Annotated in this window: 20 protein-coding genes and 1 pseudogene; 10 read left to right on the top strand and 11 right to left on the bottom strand. The window is 59.7% G+C overall.

Translation table 11 applies throughout. The features are described from left to right. Positions 1 to 138: 138 nt before the first annotated feature. The gene (locus Pan44_RS26030; RefSeq protein WP_145034651.1) at positions 139 to 570 is read right to left on the bottom strand and encodes a hypothetical protein; all 432 of its coding nucleotides are present in this window, start codon (positions 568 to 570) and stop codon (positions 139 to 141) included. Positions 571 to 1,034: 464 nt separating this feature from the next. Beyond that, positions 1,035 to 1,847 (bottom strand): tyrosine-type recombinase/integrase, encoded by an 813-nt coding sequence (locus Pan44_RS26035; RefSeq protein WP_197453670.1) that lies wholly within the window; start codon positions 1,845 to 1,847, stop codon positions 1,035 to 1,037. A gap of 824 nt (positions 1,848 to 2,671) precedes the next feature. On the opposite strand from Pan44_RS26035, the gene Pan44_RS26040 reads away from it, so the two are divergent. The 3 genes from Pan44_RS26040 to Pan44_RS26050 all read left to right on the top strand — a co-directional run bounded on the left by Pan44_RS26040 (position 2,672) and on the right by Pan44_RS26050 (position 7,063). Next, positions 2,672 to 4,594: a hypothetical protein gene (locus Pan44_RS26040; protein WP_145034653.1), complete on the top strand. Its 1,923-nt coding sequence runs from the start codon at positions 2,672 to 2,674 to the stop codon at positions 4,592 to 4,594. 98 nt (positions 4,595 to 4,692) lie between these two features. Then, entirely contained in the window at positions 4,693 to 5,157 is a 465-nt protein-coding gene (locus Pan44_RS26045) for a hypothetical protein (protein ID WP_145034654.1), read from the top strand. Positions 5,158 to 5,677: 520 nt separating this feature from the next. Continuing rightward, entirely contained in the window at positions 5,678 to 7,063 is a 1,386-nt protein-coding gene (locus tag Pan44_RS26050; protein WP_145034655.1) for a hypothetical protein, read from the top strand. Between the two features lie 387 nt (positions 7,064 to 7,450). Here Pan44_RS26050 and Pan44_RS26055 read toward each other — a convergent pair whose 3' ends face one another. Further along, the gene (locus Pan44_RS26055) at positions 7,451 to 7,684 is read right to left on the bottom strand and encodes a hypothetical protein (RefSeq protein ID WP_145034656.1); all 234 of its coding nucleotides are present in this window, start codon (positions 7,682 to 7,684) and stop codon (positions 7,451 to 7,453) included. Positions 7,685 to 7,796: 112 nt separating this feature from the next. Between Pan44_RS26055 and Pan44_RS27655 the strand changes: the two genes are divergently transcribed. Next, positions 7,797 to 7,937: a hypothetical protein gene (locus tag Pan44_RS27655; RefSeq protein WP_197453671.1), complete on the top strand. Its 141-nt coding sequence runs from the start codon at positions 7,797 to 7,799 to the stop codon at positions 7,935 to 7,937. 245 nt (positions 7,938 to 8,182) lie between these two features. Here the strand turns inward: Pan44_RS27655 and Pan44_RS26060 are convergent, their stop codons facing one another. Further along, entirely contained in the window at positions 8,183 to 9,262 is a 1,080-nt protein-coding gene (locus Pan44_RS26060; RefSeq protein WP_145034657.1) for a tyrosine-type recombinase/integrase, read from the bottom strand. A 145-nt stretch (positions 9,263 to 9,407) separates the two neighbouring features. Further along, positions 9,408 to 10,262 carry a hypothetical protein gene (locus Pan44_RS26065; RefSeq protein ID WP_145034658.1) on the bottom strand — a complete coding sequence of 285 codons (855 nt, stop codon included), beginning with the start codon at positions 10,260 to 10,262 and terminating at the stop codon, positions 9,408 to 9,410. Positions 10,263 to 10,595: 333 nt separating this feature from the next. Between Pan44_RS26065 and Pan44_RS26070 the strand changes: the two genes are divergently transcribed. Next, complete coding sequence (locus Pan44_RS26070) at positions 10,596 to 10,946, top strand: hypothetical protein (protein ID WP_145034659.1); 351 nt, start codon at positions 10,596 to 10,598, stop codon at positions 10,944 to 10,946. Between the two features lie 233 nt (positions 10,947 to 11,179). Here the strand turns inward: Pan44_RS26070 and Pan44_RS26075 are convergent, their stop codons facing one another. The 3 genes from Pan44_RS26075 to Pan44_RS26085 form a co-directional block, all read right to left on the bottom strand. Beyond that, positions 11,180 to 12,094, bottom strand: a complete 915-nt coding sequence (locus tag Pan44_RS26075) for a hypothetical protein (RefSeq protein ID WP_145034660.1) — start codon at positions 12,092 to 12,094, stop codon at positions 11,180 to 11,182. Between the two features lie 21 nt (positions 12,095 to 12,115). Then, complete coding sequence (locus Pan44_RS26080) at positions 12,116 to 12,733, bottom strand: hypothetical protein (protein WP_145034661.1); 618 nt, start codon at positions 12,731 to 12,733, stop codon at positions 12,116 to 12,118. Between the two features lie 807 nt (positions 12,734 to 13,540). Next, the gene (locus Pan44_RS26085; RefSeq protein ID WP_145034662.1) at positions 13,541 to 15,712 is read right to left on the bottom strand and encodes a cadherin repeat domain-containing protein; all 2,172 of its coding nucleotides are present in this window, start codon (positions 15,710 to 15,712) and stop codon (positions 13,541 to 13,543) included. A 921-nt stretch (positions 15,713 to 16,633) separates the two neighbouring features. Between Pan44_RS26085 and Pan44_RS27660 the strand changes: the two genes are divergently transcribed. Together Pan44_RS27660 and Pan44_RS26090 are read left to right on the top strand one after the other, a co-directional pair. Next, complete coding sequence (locus tag Pan44_RS27660) at positions 16,634 to 17,041, top strand: hypothetical protein (protein WP_197453672.1); 408 nt, start codon at positions 16,634 to 16,636, stop codon at positions 17,039 to 17,041. A 117-nt stretch (positions 17,042 to 17,158) separates the two neighbouring features. After that, on the top strand, positions 17,159 to 17,602 hold the full coding sequence (locus tag Pan44_RS26090; RefSeq protein WP_145034663.1) for a hypothetical protein: 444 nt from the start codon (positions 17,159 to 17,161) through the stop codon (positions 17,600 to 17,602). A gap of 1,319 nt (positions 17,603 to 18,921) precedes the next feature. Here Pan44_RS26090 and Pan44_RS26095 read toward each other — a convergent pair. Then, positions 18,922 to 19,706: pseudogene (locus tag Pan44_RS26095) on the bottom strand (IS5 family transposase). Between the two features lie 172 nt (positions 19,707 to 19,878). On the opposite strand from Pan44_RS26095, the gene Pan44_RS28450 reads away from it, so the two are divergent. From Pan44_RS28450 to Pan44_RS26110, 3 genes are all read left to right on the top strand, one after another. Then, the gene (locus Pan44_RS28450; RefSeq protein WP_390620657.1) at positions 19,879 to 20,211 is read left to right on the top strand and encodes an IS630 transposase-related protein; all 333 of its coding nucleotides are present in this window, start codon (positions 19,879 to 19,881) and stop codon (positions 20,209 to 20,211) included. After that, positions 20,159 to 20,800 (top strand): IS630 family transposase, encoded by a 642-nt coding sequence (locus Pan44_RS26105; RefSeq protein WP_145027933.1) that lies wholly within the window; start codon positions 20,159 to 20,161, stop codon positions 20,798 to 20,800. Before Pan44_RS28450 ends, Pan44_RS26105 begins: the two co-directional genes overlap by 53 nt. A gap of 287 nt (positions 20,801 to 21,087) precedes the next feature. Continuing rightward, positions 21,088 to 21,417, top strand: coding sequence for a hypothetical protein (locus tag Pan44_RS26110; RefSeq protein WP_145034665.1), 330 nt, complete (start codon positions 21,088 to 21,090; stop codon positions 21,415 to 21,417). A 40-nt stretch (positions 21,418 to 21,457) separates the two neighbouring features. Here the strand turns inward: Pan44_RS26110 and Pan44_RS26115 are convergent, their stop codons facing one another. Then, on the bottom strand, positions 21,458 to 21,943 hold the full coding sequence (locus Pan44_RS26115; RefSeq protein WP_145034666.1) for a hypothetical protein: 486 nt from the start codon (positions 21,941 to 21,943) through the stop codon (positions 21,458 to 21,460). A gap of 163 nt (positions 21,944 to 22,106) precedes the next feature. Beyond that, positions 22,107 to 23,210, bottom strand: coding sequence for an XRE family transcriptional regulator (locus Pan44_RS26120; RefSeq protein WP_197453673.1), 1,104 nt, complete (start codon positions 23,208 to 23,210; stop codon positions 22,107 to 22,109). Positions 23,211 to 23,669 lie beyond the last annotated feature (459 nt).

A 23,669-nucleotide genomic window follows, 5' to 3' on the forward strand; every position in this document is an offset into this window, starting at 1 on the left:
CCTTGACCTTGAAGCGGAAGGCTTCGGCCCTGACGGCGTTCCAATCAACGCTGAACGTCCGCATCTCGGCGGCCAAAGCTCGGTCAATCCCCAGGGGCTTGGGCACTCTTCGTGTCATCAGGTTGGGGGATGCAGAGCTCATGCGTCCCTCCCGAACATTGCAAACGCCTCTTCCAACTCGGGCCGCCGCATCTTTCTGGCCCAAGCACCTTTGGACATCTTGCGTTCTTCGATCTCCTCGCGGATGAAGATGGTCAATGTCCCTGCGAGCAATTCGGGATCGACCGTCAGTTCATTGAGTCTTCGAACCGTCTCCAACGGCAGCGAGACTTGCAGCGTCACAGTGACCCACAGTTCCTGATCTGACAGAGGAGGATGTTTCCGCCGACCGTTCAGACCGTTCTGAACCGCGAGCGAGACGAAGCACTCGAGACTCTTCGATGACTCCCCAAATGACTTCTGCAGGTAGACGGCATCGACGAGCGGAATCTCGACGTTCGCGGAGAACCGAACCTCCGTTCTGTTGCACCGTTTCCGAAGACGCCCAGGATCGACACTTGGAAGCGTCACCCGCGGCTTTCGGACGGAATCGTGTGAAAAAACGTTAGGTCGTGTGGTCCGCACGATGGATGTGGGACGTTCAACGGGACGGTGAACCGAACGACGAACAGAAACTGGCCACGCAACGCGGGACAAAGTAGACATGGAACCCCATTCCGATGTCCTACCACTTGGAAACGGCCGCCCCGGCGAGTACATCCCCGCCGGGACGCGGCCGCCGACCATCACCGCCTAATGGCGGAGATTCCCAAGCGCGCAGCATGAGCCACGCAATTCATTTCGTGTGAAAACCTGCGCCCGGTAGATCGCGAAACCAGTCGCGATGGCACAAGTGGACGTGCAGCACGCACGGAGATAGGCTGCGAAACAGCCATTGTCCGCCTTTCACGAGAAGGTGGTGATGGTCAGCGTGGTCGGGGAGGTAGTAGCCCCCGGCCACGCGCCTTTATTGGTTGCAGATTGTCGATGCCGCGTCAACCCTCGTGGCACAGTTTGGCAGTGCTCAGGTAATTCTCGAACTGCCGAACTCCTTCTTCCTGCATCGATGGCATGACGTGGCTGTAGAAGTCCAGCGTGATCTGACTGGATGAATGGCCGAGTCGTTCTTGCACAACTTTGACGTGCACTCCGGCTTCCAGCATGAGGGTCGCATGAGTATGCCGCAGATCATGGAACCTGACGCTTGGAAGGCCAGCTCGCCGAAGGGTTGATTTGAACTGCTTCTGGATGCTGGACTTCGACAACGCTCGGCCAGACCGAGATTTGAACACGAACCCATCAATGGGCAATCGGCGATCTTCCAGATATCGCTTCTGATCCATCAATGCCTCGATGGCGGATCTCGTCAGAACGACCTTTCGTCGCCCGCAGCGAGTCTTGGGAGGTTTACGAATTGGCTTCCCTTCCGCGTCGCAAAGGGACGCTTGGATAAGCATGTCCCCTTGTTCCAAGTGAACATCACGCCACCAGAGCGCGCGCAGCTCTCCCTGTCTGGCCCCGGTCTGGATGGCGAGGTCATAGAAGTTGCGAAACTGCCGACTATCCACATTCGCCAAGAGCTGATGAACCTCTGACCGCGTCAGGGGTGAGTGATCGGCAAGAGGCACCCGTGGCCTGGGGACAGCATTGCATGGATTGTCACTACGTAATCCGACACGAACAGCGAATTCAAATGAATGGCGGGTGACTTGATAGATTGCTTGTAATGTCCGCGGCCTTACTCCTGAAAGCGCCGCGACTGAGAGCAGACGCTCGATCTGGAGTGGCCCAACTTCAGTGACCAGCATTCGTCCGATGGCTGGACGAACCCAAGTAATTAGCCGTCGCCGATCAGAATGCCAACTGGACGCGGCGAGTTCTCGTTTCCTTGAGCCGAGATAGAGGTCCAGCATGGCGCCGACGGTCTGCCGCGTTCGTGACTCCCTACCCAACTGTGGCAGGTTCTCCGTCAGTCGACGTTCGGCTGCTTCGTAGGAAGACTCGTAGAAGCACTTCGACCGTCTCCTGCCGTTGACCTTTGGCAATGCGATCACGGCAATGAACCTTCCTCGGGACGTTACCACGCTCCCTGAGCCTCGCTTCCGAATTGGGTGGACGCTCGACTTGCTTTTCATGACATCTCAAAGTGCACGGTGAAGATCAAACGGGCACTCGTTCTGTTCTGATGCTGGACTTAGGTCAATCGCCCATTGACGATGAGGCATCGAATCTCGCGTTTTCTAGGTGCATTTGGTCCGCTTGGACGTCGGCTCACGACGACCCGCCCGCAAGGCAACTCTGAATTATCCACAGATTGTGGATATGTCGCGCTTTGCTGGAACTGAGGTGCGTCGGCGCAAAGTACGCCAGGTGTGATACACCTCAACCGACGGACCGGGCGTCGTCAGTATCCGATCAAGAATGCCAACGATCTGCTTCTGGAGCTTGCTCAAGCTTCCGCGCACGAGAAACGGATGGAATTGTCAGTGCTCGCATTGTTGATTCGAGAGGAGCTGATTCTCTGAGGGGTAGTATTGAGTATCCACATTTTGTGAACATGGTAGAATCGCGTCTCCGAATTAGGGCAGATCGCGCTCCTCGCCCCAAGTCGCAACTGTGAGGAGATTGCGTCATGGCGAGTCCTTATCTTCAGTTCGATCCGCGGCTTCCCCGAGCCCAAGCCCCGCGAGGTCTTGCTCCGCAGAACGCCATCAAGCAAGCAGCGGCCGGCAGCGGTGGAAATTCGAGCCTGCCCCCTTGGCTTCAGAAGGTCCAGCCGTCGCAGAACGTCATCAAACAGACGGGGCCCGGCAGCATCAAGACTCCGTTCCAGGCCAGCCAGTACATCGGGTCCCTCCCGCAGACCCGGCCGCAGCCGATCGATTTCGGATCCGTGCAGCCGTCGAACGTGGCCCGGGGGATCACCGATCGCCACGGCCCCCTGGCCGCCAGGCAGGTCGGGCACATCTGGGCCAACGTCATCAACGACCACCCCCTCGGCACGGATTACATGCCGGACGGCACTCCGTTCCTGAAGATGCCGAATCGCGGTCCGTTCGAGCAGGGGGTCGACGAGAACGGGCAGTCCTACAAGAAGTTCTACGCCTCGGCCCCGGCCGGTGGGATGCCGCCCTTTCTGACGAAATCATTGACTCCCAGCATGCCGGCTGGAGCATCAGCGCCGATTTCGCCACCTGTGTTACGAAGCCCTGCCGCGCGGCCACTCCCCCCGATCAATGGCGCCGCCGCTCCGGGACCGTACAGCACGTTCGGAATGACTGGCAACGAATTCGGATTCGGACCTGCCAGCACCGTCCATGTGCCGCAATCGGAGCTTTCGTTTGATCGCGTTCCGGGAACAATGGCTGCGCCAAGGATTGGATCGCCAGTTCAGCATCCTTACACGTCAGAGTCGTACCCGGGTCTTCAGTCACCATCGCTTCCGGGCAATGAAGTTCCGAGCATTCCGTCACTGCGAGGAGGAGCCACTCCCCCAGCAATGCCGAACCGTTCGGACTATTACCCGACTGCGCCGGCTCCTACCGTCCCCTTTCCAGGCAGTCCGATTGCTCGGCAAGGCTCGGCCTATTTCCCGTCAACCGTCCTCGGCCAGATGGATCCCTACGAAGCCCGGGCCCAAGTCCCCAGTCTTTACGGCACTGGCGATGCGAACGGCTACACGTCCCGTTCGATGGGAGCGATGCCGACGTTCCGCGCTGAGATTGCCCGACGAGTGCAGCGGGAGAACATGGCGCCGTCAGCGATCGGCCCCTACGGCTCGCTCGGTGGATCATCCGGCCGGCTGGGAGCAATGCAGCAGGCAGTCGCCGCTCAGCCCCAACAGGGGGCCCCGCAGCACCACGCCTGGAATCCGGCCCTCATGGCTCAGATTCAGCAGGAGTCGCGGGAAGGAACCAGCCCGCGAATAATTGAACAGCGGAACCTTCAGGAACGGACTCTCGATCCCGTGTACATGCAGCGGTGGCGGGAAACACAGGCCCGGCGGCAAGAGACCGCGCAAGGCCTCGCCAGCAACCGCCGTGACGCCGCCCTGGCCCGCGGAATCGCACAGTCGCGGTCCCTGGGGGTGCCCCTGACCCCGATGCAGAATGATTTCATCGCTCGTACTCGCCAGTCACAGGCCGGGGAACACGCAGGGCCAGGCGATACTGCGAATCGATCGGGGACGGGTCTCAACGCCCCACCGAGACCGTTCGCTGAACTGCAGCCGACCGCGAAGGTGAACTCGCTGACACCTGAGCGCGAGCAGGAGCTGCTATCGTTGCTCGACAGTGTGAATGACGGAACTCCAACTCACGAACTCCATCGACTTCGCGGCATGGTCGAACCTGGTGAGCTCGAGTATCTCTCGACCAGAAACATGCCATGGCAACCTATCCCCAATCCCTGGACGCGAAGCTGGGGTGAATTCAATCGTCTCAGCGAGAAAATCCGGCGTTTGCGAGGGACGTATCGCACGCCTGAACAACGGCAGCAGGACCTGCAGCAATCTATCTACGATGCGGCCCGCTCGAACTCCATGGTCCAGTTCTGAGGAGTCAGTTGAGGTCCCTAAAGCCACCGTGCGGTGAACTTGGGGCTTGGCAGAATGCGTGATCCGCCCCTAGCAGTTGTCGCAGACAAGGAGGTCGAATGGCAAAGGAGATGCGCCAAACTGGTGCCGAACAGGCAGACGATGTCCATCGCCGACTGATTCGCGCGATTCGGAATTCAGGGTTGAGGCTCCAGTGTTCCCAGTGCGAATATGACCCCGAGCTCTGGGAATGGATCATTCATGCGGCCGCGTCTGTCCCAAGCAACAGTCTCGAACAGGTGCATATTGACGTTGATGGCAGCCTCCCTGAGGAGGGGGAGTTTCCGCTCTGGGCTGAAGTGCACGTGACAATTCTGCTACCCGGTGCGACTCGCCCTTTCGTCCGCTCCCCTTCCAGAGTGAGGCTCAGCGAACTGGAAGCAGAGCTCTCCGATGTTAATGAGGAAGTCGAGACAGTTCTCTGCCTTATTCTTACCAGCGAAAATGACTCTCCACGTCGTGTCGGCGCTACCGATTGGGAGTGGGAGGAGCCGGAAGAAGAACTCGATGTCGAACTCGAGTGACGCGGCACCTCGGCACGCAGTCTTGAAGGTGTGGCGAACAGACAAGCGATCTCTGCGATGCCAAGACGATCAATGACGCGGGCCGGTCGAAATACGCGAGACAATCGGATGTTCTTGCGTGCAACCCCAAACGGGTCAGTCGCCCGGCCGAGTTCCAGTTCTTTGCTTCGTGCGCGCCTCCTCCCACTGACGTCGTGGAAAAACATTCAATTTTGTTGCGAGCGATCAGCCGCTTCGCCTACTTCAGTTGCATGTTGCTTCGGTACGGGGAGTGGAAAATCAATAGAAGTTGATGTTTCTCGCGGCTTGCGAACGGGGTGATCAACTTTTTGGGTGACGATTCTACCATGTTCGGACGTCAGCCGGCCATATGGCATGGCTTGGCAGTACATGGCAATCTTGCAGGGTCTGTTTCATCCGCTACGTTCGGGCATTGGTTTCCCACATATCACTTTCGATGTTCGGTGCGGTGAACACGCCGCTGACGCTCGCCCACCAGACAGGAGGTCCGTGTTCATCAATGTCTGTCGAAACATCGTTCTACAACGATTCCGGCGAGATCATCCCTGCGTATGCAGTGATGATGATTACCGGGACGCACATGATCGGGACTCGGTATCTGCAGAAGGTTGAAAAGCCGGACGTGGATGCACCGAACGCCGGGTTCATCCTGAATGGCCCGACGAAGATCCCGATCGGGAAGACTGGAACTGGAAAAATTCCTGCGAACTCGGGCTGGGCGAAGTACGACACGGGCGGAGCGCCTGCGGCCGGCGATGAATGGGGGCCGGTGACTGGCTCGTGGGAACTGGGGGAAGACGGAACGGGGTTCAAGGTCGTGGGGACGGGGCCCACGGGGATGGTCCTGGTTCGGTTTTCCGGGACATCTTCGTCGAATGGTGGCGGCGATGGCACGGGTGCCTGCGGCTGCACGAACAATCCCTGTCTCGACGCCGAAGATCTCGATGTCACAATTGAAGGTGGCTGCGACGCTCCGGGCGTCTTCAGCGTCGTGTTCGATGGCGAGAAGAGGTACCTGGAATGGGACGGCACTCCGGAGGAAGGCCAGCCAGATGTCTGGTCGAGCGACGAGTTTGAATACGCACCCGGCGACGGCTGTTCTGAGACGGTCCATCTTGAACTGTCGGTCACGAACGGCGGCGACAAAGATGGCGTGACGCTCACCGTCGTCGGCTTGGGGACTGTGTTTGCGAACACGATGCAGGCGATGCGACTGAAGTGTGGCGGGAAGCTCTACCCGACGACATGGGGCGATTGCAGCTGCATCGACTACATCCCCTGCGAACTGTGTCTTGTTCCGGAGATTGGCCCACTTGCTGCTTGCTGTGCCGGCACTCCTCTGCCCAAGAAATTCTCGTTCACGCTCGAGGGCTACAACGGAGAATACGCATGCTTCGTTGGGCTGTTCTGTTCCCCCTCCTATGAATTTCCGGACCTGTCGGTGTTGGATGGGACGTACACGCTTGATGTTGTTCCGCCCGTCCTTCCGGCGACGGCTTTGGAATCGCCAACTCCAGGGTATGGGGTCGTCATCAAGGAAGTGTCCTATGGCAGTTGTGGCGGCAACGCCAAGACTCTACGGCTGACCGCGCGCTGCAGGATCTGTGTGACCAAGAATGGTGACGATCCGGTGACCGTGAGCGCGGCGCTCGACCTTTGGTGTGACTGGATCGTCGGTAGCACGGTACGGGCGTTGTTCAGTTCGGGAAGCCCCGGCTACGAATACTCGGGCACAATGCCAGCCGGCACCACCTGCCGAACTCCAATCGTGCTGACCAGACAGGCTGTTGGAAACATCGGCAACTCGGTCGTCGAAAGCGGCCCCGGCACCCCGATCCCCAAAGAGGCCGCCCCGGCCACCATCACCATTCAGGCGATCGACTGACCATGCGTGAGTGCGTGAGCAGAGGCCGGATCGTCGAGAAGCTGGGCAGGTGTTACTGCCGGCATCCGAGTGTTGCCGGAAGTGCTCGCTCGGTTCGCGTCAATCTGTCGCGATGCGAATCCTGCTCCCTGGTGCCAGTTCCAGCCACCCCGAAGCGTGGGTGCTGCGCGGATCGCTCCGAAAAGCCCGTTCGATCAACGCCCTGTGCGTGCGGTGGTGCATCGCAGATAGCGGTCTACGCCTGCAGTTCCGAACAACGGGGTCCGGGCGAATGCGTCCTCACAGTCACAGATCGCGGCAACTTGCGACCGAGCATTGAGGAGGCGCTTGGCAAGCACAAGAGCTGTGACATGTGTCAGGGGTTTCGCGACCTGCCACTCGTTCAGATCACTGCGCCGACGTGAGATTGTCGGCAGCCTCTTCCAGGGTCAGGACAAGTCCATGCCGGCCGGGACCGCTCGCGTTCGGCTCTTCCATTCCGAGGGCTTCGTCCGCCCCGGCGGACACGATCAGCGGCACAAAGTAGGTGTCCGGTGTGTGGTAATCCTCTTCAAAGGCCGCTCCGTAGAAGTGACGGTCTCCCGGACCGGGGTTCGACGGGAAAGAAATCGCCGAACTCATTACGGCAGACGGGCACAAAGTCACGCCGACATATGTCTCGATCGTGAAATACAACCTGTCCAAGTCGTCCGGGGCGGCGGGACAGAAGGTCGTTCGACGGAAGGTTGGACGTATGTCCGGCGCCCGTGTCTCGAGCAACTCGAGAGGCTTCGGCGGCATGGAAGCGGCGATCGCATTCGTGCAGGCGGCCGGCGGACTCGAGCAGGCCAAGCAGACGCTGGCAGTGCTGGAATCGATCAAAGCGGCGATTTGATTTCGCAATGAGTCAGGTGCTCATCGGTTGTTCATCAACAAATGACCTTGACTGCGGGAATGATCGGTCTAATCTGAGAGCAGATGTTCCTGCGGTTTTAGCCCGCTGCGGTCGAGCATCCAAACCCTGTCCAAGCGGCAGGGTTTTTAATGCGCCTGACAAGTGTAGTGCGTTCGAATGCTCTCGTGCTCTTCTCGTCAGCGCATTCCCAATGGACATAGACCAGCTATCGCTGCTTGGCCGAACTACAACGTATCCGGCATCTTGAGTACCGCCGCCCAATCGTTCCCCGGATACATGTGCCCGTAAGTGTCGAGAGTCAGTGTGATCGTGCCGTGCCGCATGATCTTCTGGACGGTCTTGATGTCCGTGTTGAGATGAACCAGCCACGCGCCGCACGTGTACCGCAGGGCGTGAAAGTCGACGACGCGACCCTCGCTGTCGACAGCTGTCAGAAAGTCAGGGTCAAATGGTTGCCCCTCTTTGGCTCTTTGTTCGCGATAAGCCACGCGGGCTGCAGAAAGATCCTGGCGGAGAACGGCCGCAATGTTCTGCCAGGTGCGGAGTCCAGCTGGGAAGATCTTCGAGTCCCTTCGCCGCAGCCACGGCATCACATCATCCCATCGCCGCCGGATCATCCCGTCGATGCAGTCCGCAAGATCTGGCTTTATGTACTGGCGGGCGGGTTTCCCGTTCTTTGTCCGCTGAGCACCTTTCCCTGAAAGCTCAAGTGACGTCTTGCCACCTTCGACGTGCAGGTCCATGACTCGCAGTCTGGAGCATTCCACCGCCCGGTAGCCAGTCTGCAGGGCGACGGTGTAGAGCAGGATCCTCATTTCCGCAGTCAGGCGCCGACGAGTTGCGTTCTGCTCGAACATGTGTCGGCGTAGGTACTCCCACTCGTCAAGGAGAAGCATTCGGCGCTCGACTGATTTTCCCCGCCGGCCGACTTCCGGAAGGCGACGGAGATCGAATCTCGCGAACGGATCTTCGACGTCGAGGTCCTCCGCGACTGATCGCACGAACGCCTGGATCGACTTGATCTGTCCACGCAGGTAGGACCGAGAATAAGTGCCCTTCGCCTCACGAGCTTTCAGATACGCCCGGAGCTGTCTCGGGTGGAGATCAGAGAACGTCCTGGCTTTGCTGACGCGGAGAAACTCCTTCATCGTGCTGCGAAGTGTCGCGATGTAGGAACGGTCTCTTTTCGCTTTTGCCTTGGTCTCGATCCAGGTCGTCCAGGCGACTTCGAGTTCCGAGCGTGCAGGCGCATCCAAGCTGGCGGTTGCGGCACTACAGAGGTCTTGCAGATCGATGGCTTCCATGGGCGCTCCAACGAAATCAGGATATCGCAAGTCGAAATGAGGCGGTCAAAGATGATCGCGCAGATATGGATGTACTCCAGCGATTGAAATCCGCAAGGTCGATTTCTGATTCCCACGTGCGTGGTGGAGTGCGCCGCGTAGCCCTTCAGCCAGCCTTCGCCGCCGGCTGCCAGTTCTTTCGGGACTGCTCCAGCCACGGATGGCTCGCCAACGTCGCCTGCTGAAGCTCAGCCGCTTCGCGTGCCGTGACGGTGTCTGGGTACGTGTCCATCACCTTCTGCCGCCACTCCATGGCGGGAATCTCTTTGCCAGGCTGTTCGAGAATCTCCTTGGCGATCCGCAGGAGCCCCTGCGCCTTCTCCTCTTCGGTGTAGTCGGCCTTGGGCCACGTCACGGCTGGGGCGTTGGTCTCGAATGCATGAAACTCATCGTCGAGGTAATAGCGATCGATCTTGCCATACCGGGTGTACCCAAAGCCAACGCGGGTGACATCAACGCCCTGAGACGCCAGACGCGTCGTCAGTTGCTGCTCGTGGAGTCGACTGCGACGGAAGGTCGGAAGTACGGAGTCACTCGACTCTCGAAAACCACCTCCTGAACTCCCAAACCTTTTCGACGCCGACAGATAGTTGGACTCGATCCCGTCAGGGTACGTCCGGAAATGAGCATCAACCCAGGTCCCATCACTCCGGCGGTAACCCTGCACGTGCACGAGCCCCTGCATGCGCTCGGCGCGACGAGCCTCCGTATCGATCGGCTTTGGGACGTAGACCGGAACGCCGTAGTTGTTCCATGGTCCCAGGGCCGGCCCAGAGTTGAATCCTCCAGCAGAGAAGCCTCCGCCAGAGAAGGCACTGCCATTGCCTGGCGCGGACCGCGTGTGCGACCCGACGAACGTGCCGTCCTTGCGGATGTAACTTCGCACGTTCACCCGTCCCTGCGCGGTCGAAACGGCGCAGATCAGGACGAACGCGACTGTGGTGCAGATTCTTTCCAGCATGCCCTTTGCGCTCGTGTCCGGCAGGATATCTAGGAAGTGGCTCTGGGCCAATTCCTGAGGGTACGAGAACGGCGAGCTCTCCTGGCCGGATCATTCCATTTGACGGGAGTGCATGAAGAAACCTGCCCTTTGGATCATTCGCAGGTGTCGGATTAAACCACGATTTGTGGATAATTCGTTCCACGGCGGAGTTCGGTACTCGGCCCAAATTCCGGCTGGCCCTAGACGTTAAACCGCACGTGACACACTTTTGAAGGTTGCCCAGTAAACGCCAGCTGCTCCCCGCCCTTCCGCGAGTGACCGGGAATCACACTACGATTGACGCAGCTCTCGATGGCCCCAATCATCAACGTCTTGGGTCAAACGGAGGGCTACGCCGTGCTGATGACTTCTGTGCTTTCTCTCGCAATGGTGTTGATTGGCGGAAGCCTCGGGTTTCTGACTTCAACAGTCATTTCGGACGGGCGTCGGCGGAAAGCTGCCACCAGCCGCTCATCGCTCTCCGGACTTGGGAAACTGCTTTTCAGTGAGTTGAAAGCGAACAGAATCAAGGCGTTCCGCCTCGACGACTTTCTGCAAAAGCACTCCCCAGACCCTGAAGAACTACAACTTGCGGGAAGACGCCGTCGTTGGAAACCGGCTGGAGTACGCGGCAACACTGCTCAACATCGCGAACGATATTGAAGCTCTGCCGACGCGGAAGTGCCGGTGCCGACGCTGATCGCTGGTTGCGTGGACCGGCGCGGCCGTTCCCTCAGCCCGGGGAGCGTCCAGCCGATTCATCAGCCGGTCCGAGGTCCTTCAGCCTTTGGCATCGCTCGATGCCTAAAATGTTATGAGGTGACCGTCCGCCACCGGGCGCGGGCGGCACGAAGCGAGGGGCTTCTGCGATGAACTCGGCAATCGAAGGATCAATCTCACGAAGAAAGCGGAACGTCTGATCTCGCCTTTGTCTTCGGCTCCGGCTTAGGCTTCTTGTTCTTGATGGCATCCTTTGCCACGCCTGATTGACTCGCGGGCACATCTTCTGGCTTCGGGAGCTTTGCCAGTCTCTCTAGCTCGTCTGCCTCCCGCGTTGCGGTCATCTCCGAGCAAACACTCCGGAGCGCAGCGCACAGGGAATCCTGGCAGGCCGTTGTTACCAGCTGTGTCGCTTCACGCACAGCAGCCGCGATCTCAATCTGGCGACGAGACTGTACGAGCCGAAGGTGATTGAGAATGAGCCCCAGCAAACCTGACCCGACGAGGCCACCGCCAAGCATGTACACCGAGCGCCCAAAACGTTCTCTAAAGAGAGGCGGCCTATCGGAGGAAACGTCTACAGGATCGTTTCCTGCAGGATGCAACTGAATCTTGACGCGAGAGAGAGAGGCCTCATCATTCGCCGTTAACTTCAGGCCAATTCTACTCCCAGGTTCCAAGCGGGTGAGCTTGGTGCCGCTCATCGGAGTGACCGAGATGATGGTTTCGCTTCCGCGTCGCTGAGAGATGAGTTCTGTGTTTACGGGTTCGATGCGAAGCCCGGACGGGAATACGCCCTTCACTGAGTGCTGATCGGCGGCCAGCTCGGGCTCAGGCACGACCGCTTCTAACTGAATTCCCTCATCCAACGAGACCAGCCCCGCGTTGAAAAGATTGAATTCTTTCGCAAAGAATTTCTCTGAGCGATGTTCAAAAACTTGGCCCGCGACTGGCTGCCCGTAGCGCTCAAATTCGTACTGGACTGCACTCGCAGCCAAGCCTGCAATGATCGTTACGACGTATGTCACACTGCTGGTGACAATCCGCTCGATAACCGATTGAGGAGAGGTCTTTGTTGTGGTGTCGTTCATGGCCCGAAGTGCTTCGACTGGTTATGTCGTTGCCTCTTCGAGCCGAGAACGGACTTCGCACAAACGCCACAGATCGTCGAAATACTTGGCCAGAATGGCGGCACCTTTCGAGTCACTGAAGCAGATACGGGAGAGTATCTCCGGTTCGCTATCAGTGACCTTCAGCTCGCGGTACGCGGGGTGAGGAGACTCCAATCGGTAGGCATCCTTTCCGACAACGAAAAGGTGACTGAGCTTCTCTCCATTCTCAGTCGTACCAGAAATGCGGCACTCGAGCTTTCCTTGCCTCTCGAGTGAACGGATGAGCCACTCGCTCTTGGCGTAGCTGTCGTTCCAAACGATTATCCGAACGTCTCCACCGGCTGCGAGAAATTGCTCGAACTTCTCAGCGACTGGCGGACCGTAAACCTCTGAACAGAAGGATCCAGTCAAAACGCGGACGACTACGCCTCGCGATCGCTTTTGAGTGTCGATCGCAAGCTGAAGAAGTTCTTGAAACGCCACCTTCGTTTGCCAAGGAAATCGGCAGATGACGGAGTCGGAGTCTCCAGATTCACGCAGTGATCGGAGGGCACGGTGGTAACGCTCGGCGGCACTGTCGAAAACGGACTTGCCGACACCATGTCTAATTTCAGTCATGACGTCTGACTCGGAAGTGACAAGGCTGGCTAACACTGGTTATCCACTTTCCCCCGAATCGGACCAAAGCATTCGTCCGACACCCGTGAACCCGATAGAAATAGCTTCGGCGAGGCATAATCAACAATGGCAGTGTCGTTCGCAAGTGTCCCCTCCGTCGGGACCGGCATCAATTGCCACTTTCTTTTTCGGTGGATTCTAGGCAATGTTCGCAAAGAAAAGCGGCTTTCTGCCGGAATCCGGTGAATTTCGGGCGGGCCGCCTAGGAGCCCCGCCCATGCACCGCCGCCGCATTGCCGTGCTCTGGCCGTGTTCTCTGCCGTCGCGTCTGTCGCGTTCCTCGGGGCTCAGGAGAAACGGCGAGCCGTCGCCGTGGTGCTGGCCTTCGATCAGACGCCGCGCCAGCTGCCTCCGCTAACCGAGACGGACTTCCTCGGTTCCAGAAGAGAAGATGGCGGAGTTGCTTCAGGAATATGTTCCGACGATCCAGCGACTTTTCGGCCCAGCAGGAGTGGCCGCGGTCATCGACTCGAATCTGTCGGCTCGAGATGTACCTCGCTCCCCGATGCAAGATCAATCGGGCTCGGGCAGCTTACCCCGGACGCGGAAATGGACGGTCGGTCCGACTAATGCCGTGTCCGTCGGGGCGCTGGCGCCTGCGCCGCCGGCTCCCACTTGAGCGAGCAGTACTCCGACCGTCCGGGGGCTGCTGAATTCTTCGTCATCGCTGTCCGGACAGGCGTAAAACATGGTCGCCGCATTGAGCGGCTTGCGGGCGGTTGGCCAGAGTGATTCCAGTCGTCGACTCTACGCCAGCTGTCGACTTCGATCGGCCTTGATCGTGAACGTTCGTTCGAACCAGTTGCCGGCGGAGTCTGTCACTCGGACCCTGATCGTGAGGCTCGACCTGCCGCCTGGGGGCAACGTCGTGGCGGTCTGCAAAGTGTCCCCGACGATCCGGAAGGATGCGTTGTCACGATCTCCTCGCCCACTGACCAACGAGTAGGTCAGGACTTCACCGGCATCGACGTCCGTTGCGCTCAGCTGGCCGACAACGGCATGGGCCGGCTGCCCGACTTCTGCTCGAGTCGATGAGAGCTTGAGGGAGGTGGGAGACTCATTCACGTCAGTGACGTGGATCGTGAACACCTTGATCTGCTCGTAGCCGTCCGATCCCCGCACCCGCACGCGAATCGAGTAGCTGCTCACTCCCTCAAAATTGAATCGGGACTTGGTTCGCAGTTCGTTGCCGACGATCGAAAAGTACCGATTGCCCGAGCCACCTTCGCCGTTCACCAGCGTGTAGCGGATCTTCGCATCGATGACATCATTCACGGCGAACGAGCCAACGACCGTGCCTCGAGGCCGGTTCTCCGCCACGGTCTGGTTGCTCAGCGTCGTCTCAGGAGCGACTCCGTCACTCACCTGGATCGTGAAGATCTTGTCGAAGGACTCTCCGAAACTGTCGGTCACGCGAACGCGGACGGAATAGCTCGCCTGCGTTTCGAAGTCGAAGACGGCCGCGGTTCGAAGTTCGTTGCCAACGATCTCGAAGTTCGCGTTTCCAGTGCTGCCGGCCCCCGGCACCAGACTGTAGGTGAACGTCTCCGATGCATCAGCATCGGTCCCGCTCAAGGTTCCCACGACCGTACCGGCGGGCAAGCCTTCCAGGACAGAATCCCCTGTCAGTGTGATATCGGTAGGTGCCTCGTTATTCCGACGATACCGCTGTCCAAGGACGGCGGGCTGGCCGTTGGCAACGCCCGACCAGTTGACAACGGTCGCACCGTCGGACGCCATGGCCACAGCGGAAAACCACTGGATGCCCTCGGTCGTCGAGTTGACCCTGACTTCTTCGTCGAGCGGTGCTCCTGTTGAGTCGTACCACTGCGCGAAGATCTCTCGATCGAAGCCATCCGCGCCGATGCCTGTCCACGAGACGACGAAGCCGGCTTCGCCTGCCGTCGCGACGGCAGGTTGATTCTGCGACTGGGCCGTCGTGGTATTCACTCGAAACTCCGGGCCAGCGGGATCGCCGTCCGCTTCATACCGCCGAGCGTAAATGCCGTCTCCATCTCCGTCCTGTGCGGTGCTTGTCCAGACCACGATGAACGATCCGTCCGGATTCATCACCACGGACGAGTCCCGCTGATCGTTGGCCGTCTCGCCATTGATTCGAAACACTGAACCAACCGCAGAGCCGGCAGCGTTGTATCGCTGTCCGAAGATTCCGTCGCCGCCGCCATCCGGAGCCGTCCAGGTCACAACGAAGTCACCGGCTGCGCTCATCGCCACTGAGGAGTCCCCGGTCGAGCTCGTGCCGATCTCGAATTCGTTGCCAAGAGCCTGGCCTTGCGGATCATAGATGCGAGCCATCACCGGCCCGGTCTGATAGCCGTAGACCCAGGAGACCACGAAGCTCCCGTCGTCGCTGATCGCGACTGTCGCGCTGCTGACGTCTGTATGGATCTGACTGACGACGATGTCCCCACCCAGCGGGGCACCAGTGGCATCAAATCGCCGCGCAGCGATGAAGTCTTCCGAGGGATTCCACCAGGCTACCACGAAGGAGCCATCGCCCTTCATCGCAATCGTGCCAACGTTGTTCGCTCCAAACGGATATCCGTTGACGATCGTCGCCTGCCCCAGCGGTGCGCCCTCGGCGTCGAACCGCTGCAGATACGTGACATCGGAACCGTACTCCTCATGCCAGGCCGTCCAGATGGACGCGAACGAGCCGTCGTCCGCGAAGGCAATTGTTTGCCCTGTGAGGCCCGTGGTGGCACTCGGCTGCGTCGACGGACTGACCTGGAATTCGCCTCCAGCAGGCGTGCTCGACAGCAGCACTCGGGCTTCTAGCGACGAGACGGTCGTGAGCGATCCGTGGCGCACTTGCCGAATGCGCGGGAACTCCCATCCGCGTCCCATCAGTCCCAGGAGCTTTCCTGTACCGAACCGCAGCCGATTGGAGCCAGACATTGAGCGCATACTTTCCACCAGAGAGTCGATGTCGAACGGTAGCCCATCGATCCCAATCGAACAGGATCTCACCCTTCCACTCATTCGGCCCGATGATCGTCGCGATGCACCTTTGATCGCCCGTATCTGCCGATTGCTGGGCCGGAGTCTCGCTCTAATCGTCGGATCCATTTCCATGGGACTCTGTGTCGAGTCGCAGCGATAGTTGCGCATGGATCGGAAAGTCCGGTGCGACTGCTCGGGACACGCACGAGAGCCGGACACTGCAGTCGCTCAACGCGGTACTCGAACGATCGACGTCCAAGCGAATGAATTCCCCCAACGCCGTAGAAGCCTCTCGCGAGAACGTCGCGAATAATCCACAGACTGTGGATAACTGAGCACCCCCTCAGTCGTCGTGACACGCACAGCGGAATTCTCCCGTCACGCTCGCGGCCCCCGCCCCCTCCCCCGAAGTAGACCAACGCCTCGATATGTCGCTGCATCGCTCGCGAATCAGCCGGCCGCGACTGGGTGATTCTTCCAACGCATCGTCGGGGCATGACGCGGGCGCAAACCACCACAGTTCAATGGTCAGTAAGTTTCATCACCCCGTCCGGTGAGGGTCGCGCATTTCGTGCCCCTCGGCCTCTCCATTGCGACGGGTCCGCCAATGCTCCAACCGACCCCGACGCCCGCCTGATCACGGCGGTCACTGGACCTACCCACGGGCACTGGTAGGGCCATTTCACAGGGCACTCTTAACACAAGACGATCTTGCAGAATCACTCTGAAACATTGGAATTTCGGAGAATCCGAACGCCGCTTGCGACGTTTCATTCTGTCAGACGCGACAACGATCGCAGTCGCTCGACACGCTTCGCGGCAACGTTTCCGCCGCCGGCCTCTCTCTCTCTCTCCTTCACTGCCTGGAGCATCCCCATGTCTGTCACTCTGCAGCATTCCGTCACTCGCAACATCGTCCCCGCCCCCGATCATTCATCACCGGAACCCGTCGACTGGAATCGTCTCCGCAACGCGATCCGCAAACGCCTTCGCCATCACTTCCGCACAAACGATCGCAACTGGACCGACTTCGACGACGCGACCCAGGACGCATGCGGATTCGCGGTCGCCGCCATCACTCGCGGCATCGCGCCTGGTCTCGCCGTGTTCCGCGCAGTCGGTCGGGTGAAGCGCGGCCAAACCCTCAACTGGGAACCGACCAAACGCAGCGAACGACCATGGGAAGAACGTGCCGATTTCTCCCGATCGTTGAACGGTGTCTCACAAGCCACCCGCCGCGCATCCGCCGGCCTGCCGCTCTCCGGCTCTACGTCGCTCAACTGACGCTCCAGACACTCCGCCCACGTCCGCCGCGTACTTCTCGGCTGACGTTCAAGCACCAATCGCTCACCCAACTCATCTACCGCGCCATCACCCCCTACCAACTTTAGGAGTCCGTTCATGTCCACCACCACCGCCGCCCGTTCATCCCGCCGCACCCAGGCCAGCTCTAACCCGGCGGGACCCTCCGCACCCCAATCCCGATCTTCCGCCAAGTCCAACGCCGCCGCAGGTGACCGTTGGTACATCAACGATCCCGCCACCAAGAGGCTCGACACGTCCGGCAATCCCGAACTCGCCTCCCAGATCCGTGAACTCGAGTCATCAGCCCTCCCGGCTTCCGTGAGACAATCCGCCGTCGCCGGCCTCCGTCAGCAACAGGCATCAGCCAAGCCCCTCACGCTCACGATCGCCCGGGCCCAGAAAGCCGGCGCCCGCGACCTGATCGAAGTCGCCGGGGACTTCAAGTCGAAGCTCTTGAGCCCCTCCCTGGTCGCTGCCATCGCGGCCAAGCCCGAGTTCGTCCGCCAGTTCCTTGGGGAGTTCATGGCCAGCGACGAATAGGCCAGCCGATGCGCTCACCGGGTCTCACTCCCTCGAGCCGGCCGACAATCCAATCTCTCGCCCACGCCCGCAGCCTTCACCGGCCAGCGGGCGTTTTTTCGTACCCTCCCCCGATCTCAGCTCCAGCCCGTTTCCAGGTCCGTTTCGTCCCGCCCAGCTCCCGCGGCACCCGACCATCTCCCTCAACCCCCACTCCTCGACCCTGCCCTCCACCGCCGCCGGCGACTCTTCCCCCTACCGAACGCTCAGCGACTCCGCGCCAGTTCCGCAGCCGCACCGATTCGCCATCTCGCCCGCGAAGTACCTGGCCTAGATCTCCGCCCTCCGGTTCACTCGCGCCACCTCCGAGCCTGGCCCAGCCCAGGAACCCGACTGAAACCAACGAGCCACCGCCCACAGGGAATGTACGGGGATTGTGATAAAGGCAAAGCCAAGGCAGCATCGAAGATGCCGGACGAGTGGAAACGGGTAGCGGCCTGCTCAGTCGTTCATCAAAACAGGGCCGCAGTCGACTCAAAGCGCCCCAAATGTCCCATTGCTCCCATTTTGCCCCAGTCGACGACTGCTGTTGAATTGAGTTATTCAACAGCAGCATCGGTGTATGTGAATAATTAGTAATAGCTTACGTTGAATGTAGTTGCTCGCGGTTCAGCTCGCCTGGGAGGCCTGCCAAGCCGCTGCATCCGACGCAGATTTACGCAAGCAATTACAAGTCATTACGTTGCGGCAATTTTCTCTCGATTTCCCACCTGAACTTCCGCGGGCGGGGGACCAGGGGGGGGGGTCACCCATTTCGCGCTGGACATAGACCTAGGTTCCTCGAGGGGGATTTTTCACGATTTTTCACTTGGGCCACCAAATATGCCAAGTGGCTAGTTTCGGGCACTTCGGGCGGTTCGGGCACTTCTTCTCTCTTCTGCGCAATAGAGAGAGTCAGGTACTGACTGAGCGTAGATACACGGCAATAGGGACCTAGAGGCCACAATAGGAAATAGGTGCCCGAAGTGCCCGAAACGCCCGTACTGAGTAGATGCGAACGATCCCGGATGCTCACTGGTTCTGCGGGATGCCGCTGAGATGTCCGGCGAGCGACTTTGCAGGGACGGCCTACCGGTGAAGTGCTGCGGGCCGGCCCCGTCGGTCCGACGACACATCGTGCAGAGTCGCCAGCGGTACGCCTGGGAGTGACGCGTCAGTGATCCCTGTAGGGCGTGTGAGTTGTGCGATGAGGACTCGCGGAACCGAGCCGATCGAGAATTTGTTTGGGTAGGCGGCGGCGATCATGGAGAATTTTCCCCTGCCCTAGGTAGCCCGGACATTCAGAACACCTCCGACACGAATGCGGCGAGCCAGACGAATCCGGTGAAGTTGATGGCTTTTTTCTCGTAGCGCGTCGCCACTCTGCGGAAACGCTTGATCCGGCCGAAGAACCGCTCGATCACGTTCCGGTGCCGGTACCGCTCCTTGTCGTAACGCTTTTTTACTCGCCGCGTCGGGTTCGGACGGATGCAGACCTTGGACCGCATCCGTCTGGCCCGCTCCCGGATCGCATCGCTGTCATAGGCCGCATCCGCCAGCACATGGCCGACTGTCCCATTCTGGAAACCGTCCAAAAGTCCTTCCGCCTGGGGAGCGTCTCCGCATTGACCGGCCGTGATCAGCAGCCGGACCAGCCGACCACGCCGATCCACGGCCGCGTGGAGCTTGGTTGTCAGTCCGCCCCGGCTGCGCCCGAGACATCGCCGGGCGTCGGCCTCGTCTTTTTTTCCTTCGGCGTTCGCCGGCCCGTTGAGGCGACAGGGTGGGCCTTGATTGTCGTGGAATCGAGCTGGACCTCCTCCAGCTCGGGATCGCCCAGGGCTTTGGCCAGTCGCTCCCACACTCCAGCAGCGCACCAGCGGTCAAACCGCTTCCAGACAGTGTTTGGCTTTCCGTAACGGGCAGGAAGGTCTTCCCACGGAACGCCGGTCTTCAAGACATAGAGCACCGCGTTGACGAACAGGCGGTTGTCGACGGCTGTTCGTCCGGGATCCGTCTGTTTCCCCGGGAGCAGATCGTTGATCTTCTCCCACTGCGCATCCGTGAGTTCATGGCGACGTCGCATCGGCTCTCCTCCTTGAGCGACGTCATCCTCAAGAAACACCCGCCGATTCGCTAGGCTGAATGTCCGGGCTGCCTAGAGCACTTCCACAGTTGCTTTTCAGAGGGATGATAGGGGAAAGGATTTCTCAAGTGGTTGGCTCCATCAAGGAAGAGTCATGCCCACCCCCTACTCAATGGATTTGAGGCGACGTGTCGTGGCCGAAGTCGACCGCGGCTCTCCGCCGGCCGAAGTCGCCCGGCGATTTCAGGTCACTGAACGAACCATCTGGAACTGGCTCGCGCTTCGCAAAGAGACTGGCCAGATCACTCCCCGGCAGGGAGATGTCGGCCCGGAGTGCGTTCTGGAACCGCATCGGGAGCGGATTGTCAAAAGCGTCCAGGACGACCCCGGCCTGACGCTCGCCCAAAGGCAACGCCAACTCGGTCTGCCGGGCTGCGCGACCACTCTGTGGAATGCGCTTCGGCGCTGGGGAATCACTCTCAAAAAAAGTGCTCAAAGCTGCTGAACAACAGCGGCCGGATGTGGCTCAGAAGCGCCGCTGGTGGAACATCCTGGTGCAGTCGAAAGCCTGTCGCCGTCTGGTGTTCTTCGACGAAACCGGGGCCGACACGAAGATGACGCGACGCTATGGCTGGGGACCAAAATCACGCCGGGTCGTGGACCATGTCCCTCAAGGGCATTGGAAAACGACGACGTTCGCAGCGGCGCTCAGGGCCAGCGGAGTGATTGCTCCCCTGGTGCTGGATGGCCCGATGGATGGGGAATGCTTTCTGGCTTACGTCCGTCAGTTCCTGATCCCGGCGCTGGAGCCGGGAGACTTGGTGGTCATGGACAACCTCAGCAGCCACAAGCAGAGCGCGGTGGGTGACGCGATTCGACAGGCCGGGGCTGAGGTGTACTACCTGCCGCCGTACTCACCCGATCTCAACCCGATCGAGAAGTTGTTCTCGAAGTTCAAGACGCTTTTGCGGACGAGCGCTGAACGGACGACAGAAGGACTCTGGAACCGGATCGGAGTGCTGGTGGACGAGTTCACTCCGAGCGAATGCCTGAACTACATCCGTTCCTGCGGATACACTGCACACGAATCATGAAGTTGCTCTAGGAGCGGAGCCAGAAACGCCTGGATCGAGCCCTTCGAGAGAATGGCTCAGTCAAATTCTCATGTCTGATTCATTGCTTTAGCGAGGAACTTTTTTTCCCGCGGCCATTCTGAGGTGTGCCTCGGCGAGCGTTCATGCGTCGGCCGGGCGCCCAACAACGACGAGGGATTGATTATCGCATCCGGGTTTCCCAGCCGGTCCGGGCTGCAGGGCTTCCCGAGTCAAGGGACACCGGGTCGGGAAACGGGACGGGCCATCGCGATTCCCTCGGCTTTAGAGTGGAGGGACGAGCATCGCGGCATTCCGGGCATTCCAACTGGCCCAGGCTGGTCGTGGCCTTCCAGCAGCAGGCGACCGAGGTCCGGGAAGCGAAGGCGGCCGTCGAGGACGACGCCACGCGGAAGGAGCGACAGGTGCGTGTCGAACAGCTCGAGTTGCTATACGGCCCGAAGCTCGACGCGATGACGCCGGCGGAACTGCAGGGGCTGATGAACGGGATGTCGACCTGGACGCGAAAGTGGATCGGCCGAGAGGGCCGGCAGGGGAAAGGGCGGGGACCACTGCTGGAACATCTGGCCGACCGCGCAGCGGGAAGTGATGGCGCATAAAAAAAGGCCCGGCCGATTGGGCCGGGCTTGATCTCAAGCATCAGCTTGCGATCTCGTCGATGTCGCCAAAGCCATGCTGAGACCCGCGTTGCACACGTCCGGCCTTCACCAAGTTTCCTCGTTTTCGGATCGCCATCAAAGCGGCGTAGATGATCGTTCCGTTGACGATTCGACCCGTCGCAATTGCGAACTCGGAAGACAACATGTCGGCCATCTTCTGGTCATAGCCGATGTTGTCCGATCCGATGCCGGCTGACGCGAAGAGACGATTGTAAATCTCTTCCGCGGCCTTCAGCTCTTCATCACTGAATTGAACGCTTCCGGCCGAGTACCGCTGGTGGTCCGCTCCAAGCTTTTCCCAGTTCCCGCCCTTCCGCTTCGTTTTCATGTAGTGCATCAGGTCGCCCTCCGAGTCGTCCCGGCTCGAGCGAAGATTCCAGGCCCGGACGAACCGCGCCTTGTCTTCAGGACGCTTGTCGAATTGGTCGGTCGGAATGCGCCACAGCTTGTACAACCTCCTCAGCAATTGGTCATCGTGAGGAGGAAGGCGTATTGATCTACGTTTGGTCTTCATCTAGAGTTATTCCCCGTGGAGCGGATGAGACATTTGGTCGCCAAACCTCGTTTGTCTCTCCGCAGCTGACGTTGTCGAGTAAACGGGGAAGCCTCACGGCTTCCCCGTACGAGCTTCATCGCATCGACAAAATTCTTGGCGCGTCACCTCCTTCTGTGTCGTCTGCATCGTCCACCTCCGCCCCGATGGCGTCGGCCAATCGCTGCTTAAGTTCCTCGGACGGAACCGATGTCACGGCCTCGATCTCTCGCCATGTCAAACGGTTCTCCCCGTGGGCCGCGCTGTCCAGCAGGAGTTCAAATCGAATCGCGCGATCACGCCAAACGTATCCGGGTTCCTTTGTCCTCCAGCCACGCTTGGCAAACTGTATCCACAACCATTTCGCTGCATTCTTGTCCAGAATGCCCTCTTTCTCAGCGCGATAGATCATCGCCGACATCGCGATTCCGAACTGCTCCTTGAACTTCAAAAGTCGAAGGATGGACCGCCCCTGAAACGCAAGTTCGAGCTGTGGGCGAGGCAACAGAAGGAATGAGCCGAATTCGAAAACCCGCTGCTCCATCTCCTTCTCGGACAGGCCTGAGATCGACTGGCAATCACCGAAGAGAACATGGCCCAGCTCATGGCCAGCATTGAGCCGGCAGCGATCGTTCGAGGTCTCCGGGTTGAGTACCACTACATGCTCGTCTCCAAGGCACGCGGCGAGACCATCTATTCGGAGTTCGGAGCGCAACTCGATCGTTCGAATTGCAAACATCTCCAAGATCTCAACGACGCTCTGAATCGGCTGATCGTCTCGAAGGTTGAGCTTCGCCCTCAGCCGTTCCGCGACCTGACGGCCTGATTCACCAGACTTAACCTCGAAACCTTTGACATCGAGATGGCGACCCAACGGGACTCGCAGTCGCCGCTCGAGCCGGGTGTAACCCTCCAAGAGCTTCTTTGCCGCCCCTTCAAATCGGTGACGATCCTGAACCCGAACCTTCGAAGGGAGATTGCGGTAATGAATGCCGGTGAGCGAGTTGCCAGGCTCTATGAACCAGTTGAGGGGGCGCTCGTAGACGCTCGCCAGCACAGCGATGACGTCCAATGGGGGCGACGACTTCCCACTTTCGTAATTCGCGAGAGTTGTATGGGAAACAGCGTATTTGGACGACAACATTGCGGCGACGGCCCGTGTCGATAATCCAGTGGCGAGCCTCGCCTCCTTGAGCTTCACGGCAAGCGTCCTTGCGATTTGTCGTGACAACACAGACATGGGTACTCCGGCGGGGGTGTAACGCTCAGTTTACATTCTGGAAATTCTGTACTCAAGTGGTTTCCATGCGGAAATGGAGGCCCTGCCCTCCCCTCCGCGCGAACGAAACTCCTGAGCTGGCGGCCGCTCGCGACGCTCACCGGGCGCAGCAGGGTATACAGCAAAGCCATTAGGGCGCCGCGCCATATGAGCCAGACCCCCGGGGGAGGGAGTGAAATTCTGGCGTGCCACGGCCTCGGAAACCGCCCGGCCACTCCACGTTTCGCGGCAGCATTTGGTTGCAGCCGGGGAGACTCGGACGCCCCTCCTTGAGCATCCTTCCTCCAGTGCGACGCGGTGAGATTCGAGGCGGCCCATCGGCCGAGCGTTTGTCTTCAGTCCTGAACTTCTTCCATGGCCTCCGCTACGGATCGCTTCATT

The sequence above is a fragment of the Caulifigura coniformis genome (assembly GCF_007745175.1).
In the GTDB taxonomy this organism is placed as follows: domain Bacteria; phylum Planctomycetota; class Planctomycetia; order Planctomycetales; family Planctomycetaceae; genus Caulifigura; species Caulifigura coniformis.

Excerpts from the sequence above, each read along its gene's own strand:
- Pan44_RS27660 (WP_197453672.1), top strand. The coding sequence starts at position 16,634 with ATGTCTGTCACTCTGCAGCATTCCGTCACTCGCAACATCGTCCCCGCC.
- Pan44_RS26050 (WP_145034655.1), top strand. The coding sequence starts at position 5,678 with ATGTCTGTCGAAACATCGTTCTACAACGATTCCGGCGAGATCATCCCT.
- Pan44_RS26080 (WP_145034661.1), bottom strand. The coding sequence starts at position 12,733 with ATGACTGAAATTAGACATGGTGTCGGCAAGTCCGTTTTCGACAGTGCC.
- Pan44_RS27655 (WP_197453671.1), top strand. The coding sequence starts at position 7,797 with ATGTCCGGCGCCCGTGTCTCGAGCAACTCGAGAGGCTTCGGCGGCATG.
- Pan44_RS26060 (WP_145034657.1), bottom strand. The coding sequence starts at position 9,262 with ATGGAAGCCATCGATCTGCAAGACCTCTGTAGTGCCGCAACCGCCAGC.
- Pan44_RS26065 (WP_145034658.1), bottom strand. The coding sequence starts at position 10,262 with ATGCTGGAAAGAATCTGCACCACAGTCGCGTTCGTCCTGATCTGCGCC.
- Pan44_RS26055 (WP_145034656.1), bottom strand. The coding sequence starts at position 7,684 with ATGAGTTCGGCGATTTCTTTCCCGTCGAACCCCGGTCCGGGAGACCGT.
- Pan44_RS26090 (WP_145034663.1), top strand. The coding sequence starts at position 17,159 with ATGTCCACCACCACCGCCGCCCGTTCATCCCGCCGCACCCAGGCCAGC.
- Pan44_RS26070 (WP_145034659.1), top strand. The coding sequence starts at position 10,596 with ATGGCCCCAATCATCAACGTCTTGGGTCAAACGGAGGGCTACGCCGTG.
- Pan44_RS28450 (WP_390620657.1), top strand. The coding sequence starts at position 19,879 with ATGGATTTGAGGCGACGTGTCGTGGCCGAAGTCGACCGCGGCTCTCCG.
- Pan44_RS26085 (WP_145034662.1), bottom strand. The coding sequence starts at position 15,712 with ATGTCTGGCTCCAATCGGCTGCGGTTCGGTACAGGAAAGCTCCTGGGA.
- Pan44_RS26105 (WP_145027933.1), top strand. The coding sequence starts at position 20,159 with ATGCGCTTCGGCGCTGGGGAATCACTCTCAAAAAAAGTGCTCAAAGCT.
- Pan44_RS26035 (WP_197453670.1), bottom strand. The coding sequence starts at position 1,847 with ATGCTGGTCACTGAAGTTGGGCCACTCCAGATCGAGCGTCTGCTCTCA.
- Pan44_RS26045 (WP_145034654.1), top strand. The coding sequence starts at position 4,693 with ATGGCAAAGGAGATGCGCCAAACTGGTGCCGAACAGGCAGACGATGTC.
- Pan44_RS26075 (WP_145034660.1), bottom strand. The coding sequence starts at position 12,094 with ATGAACGACACCACAACAAAGACCTCTCCTCAATCGGTTATCGAGCGG.
- Pan44_RS26040 (WP_145034653.1), top strand. The coding sequence starts at position 2,672 with ATGGCGAGTCCTTATCTTCAGTTCGATCCGCGGCTTCCCCGAGCCCAA.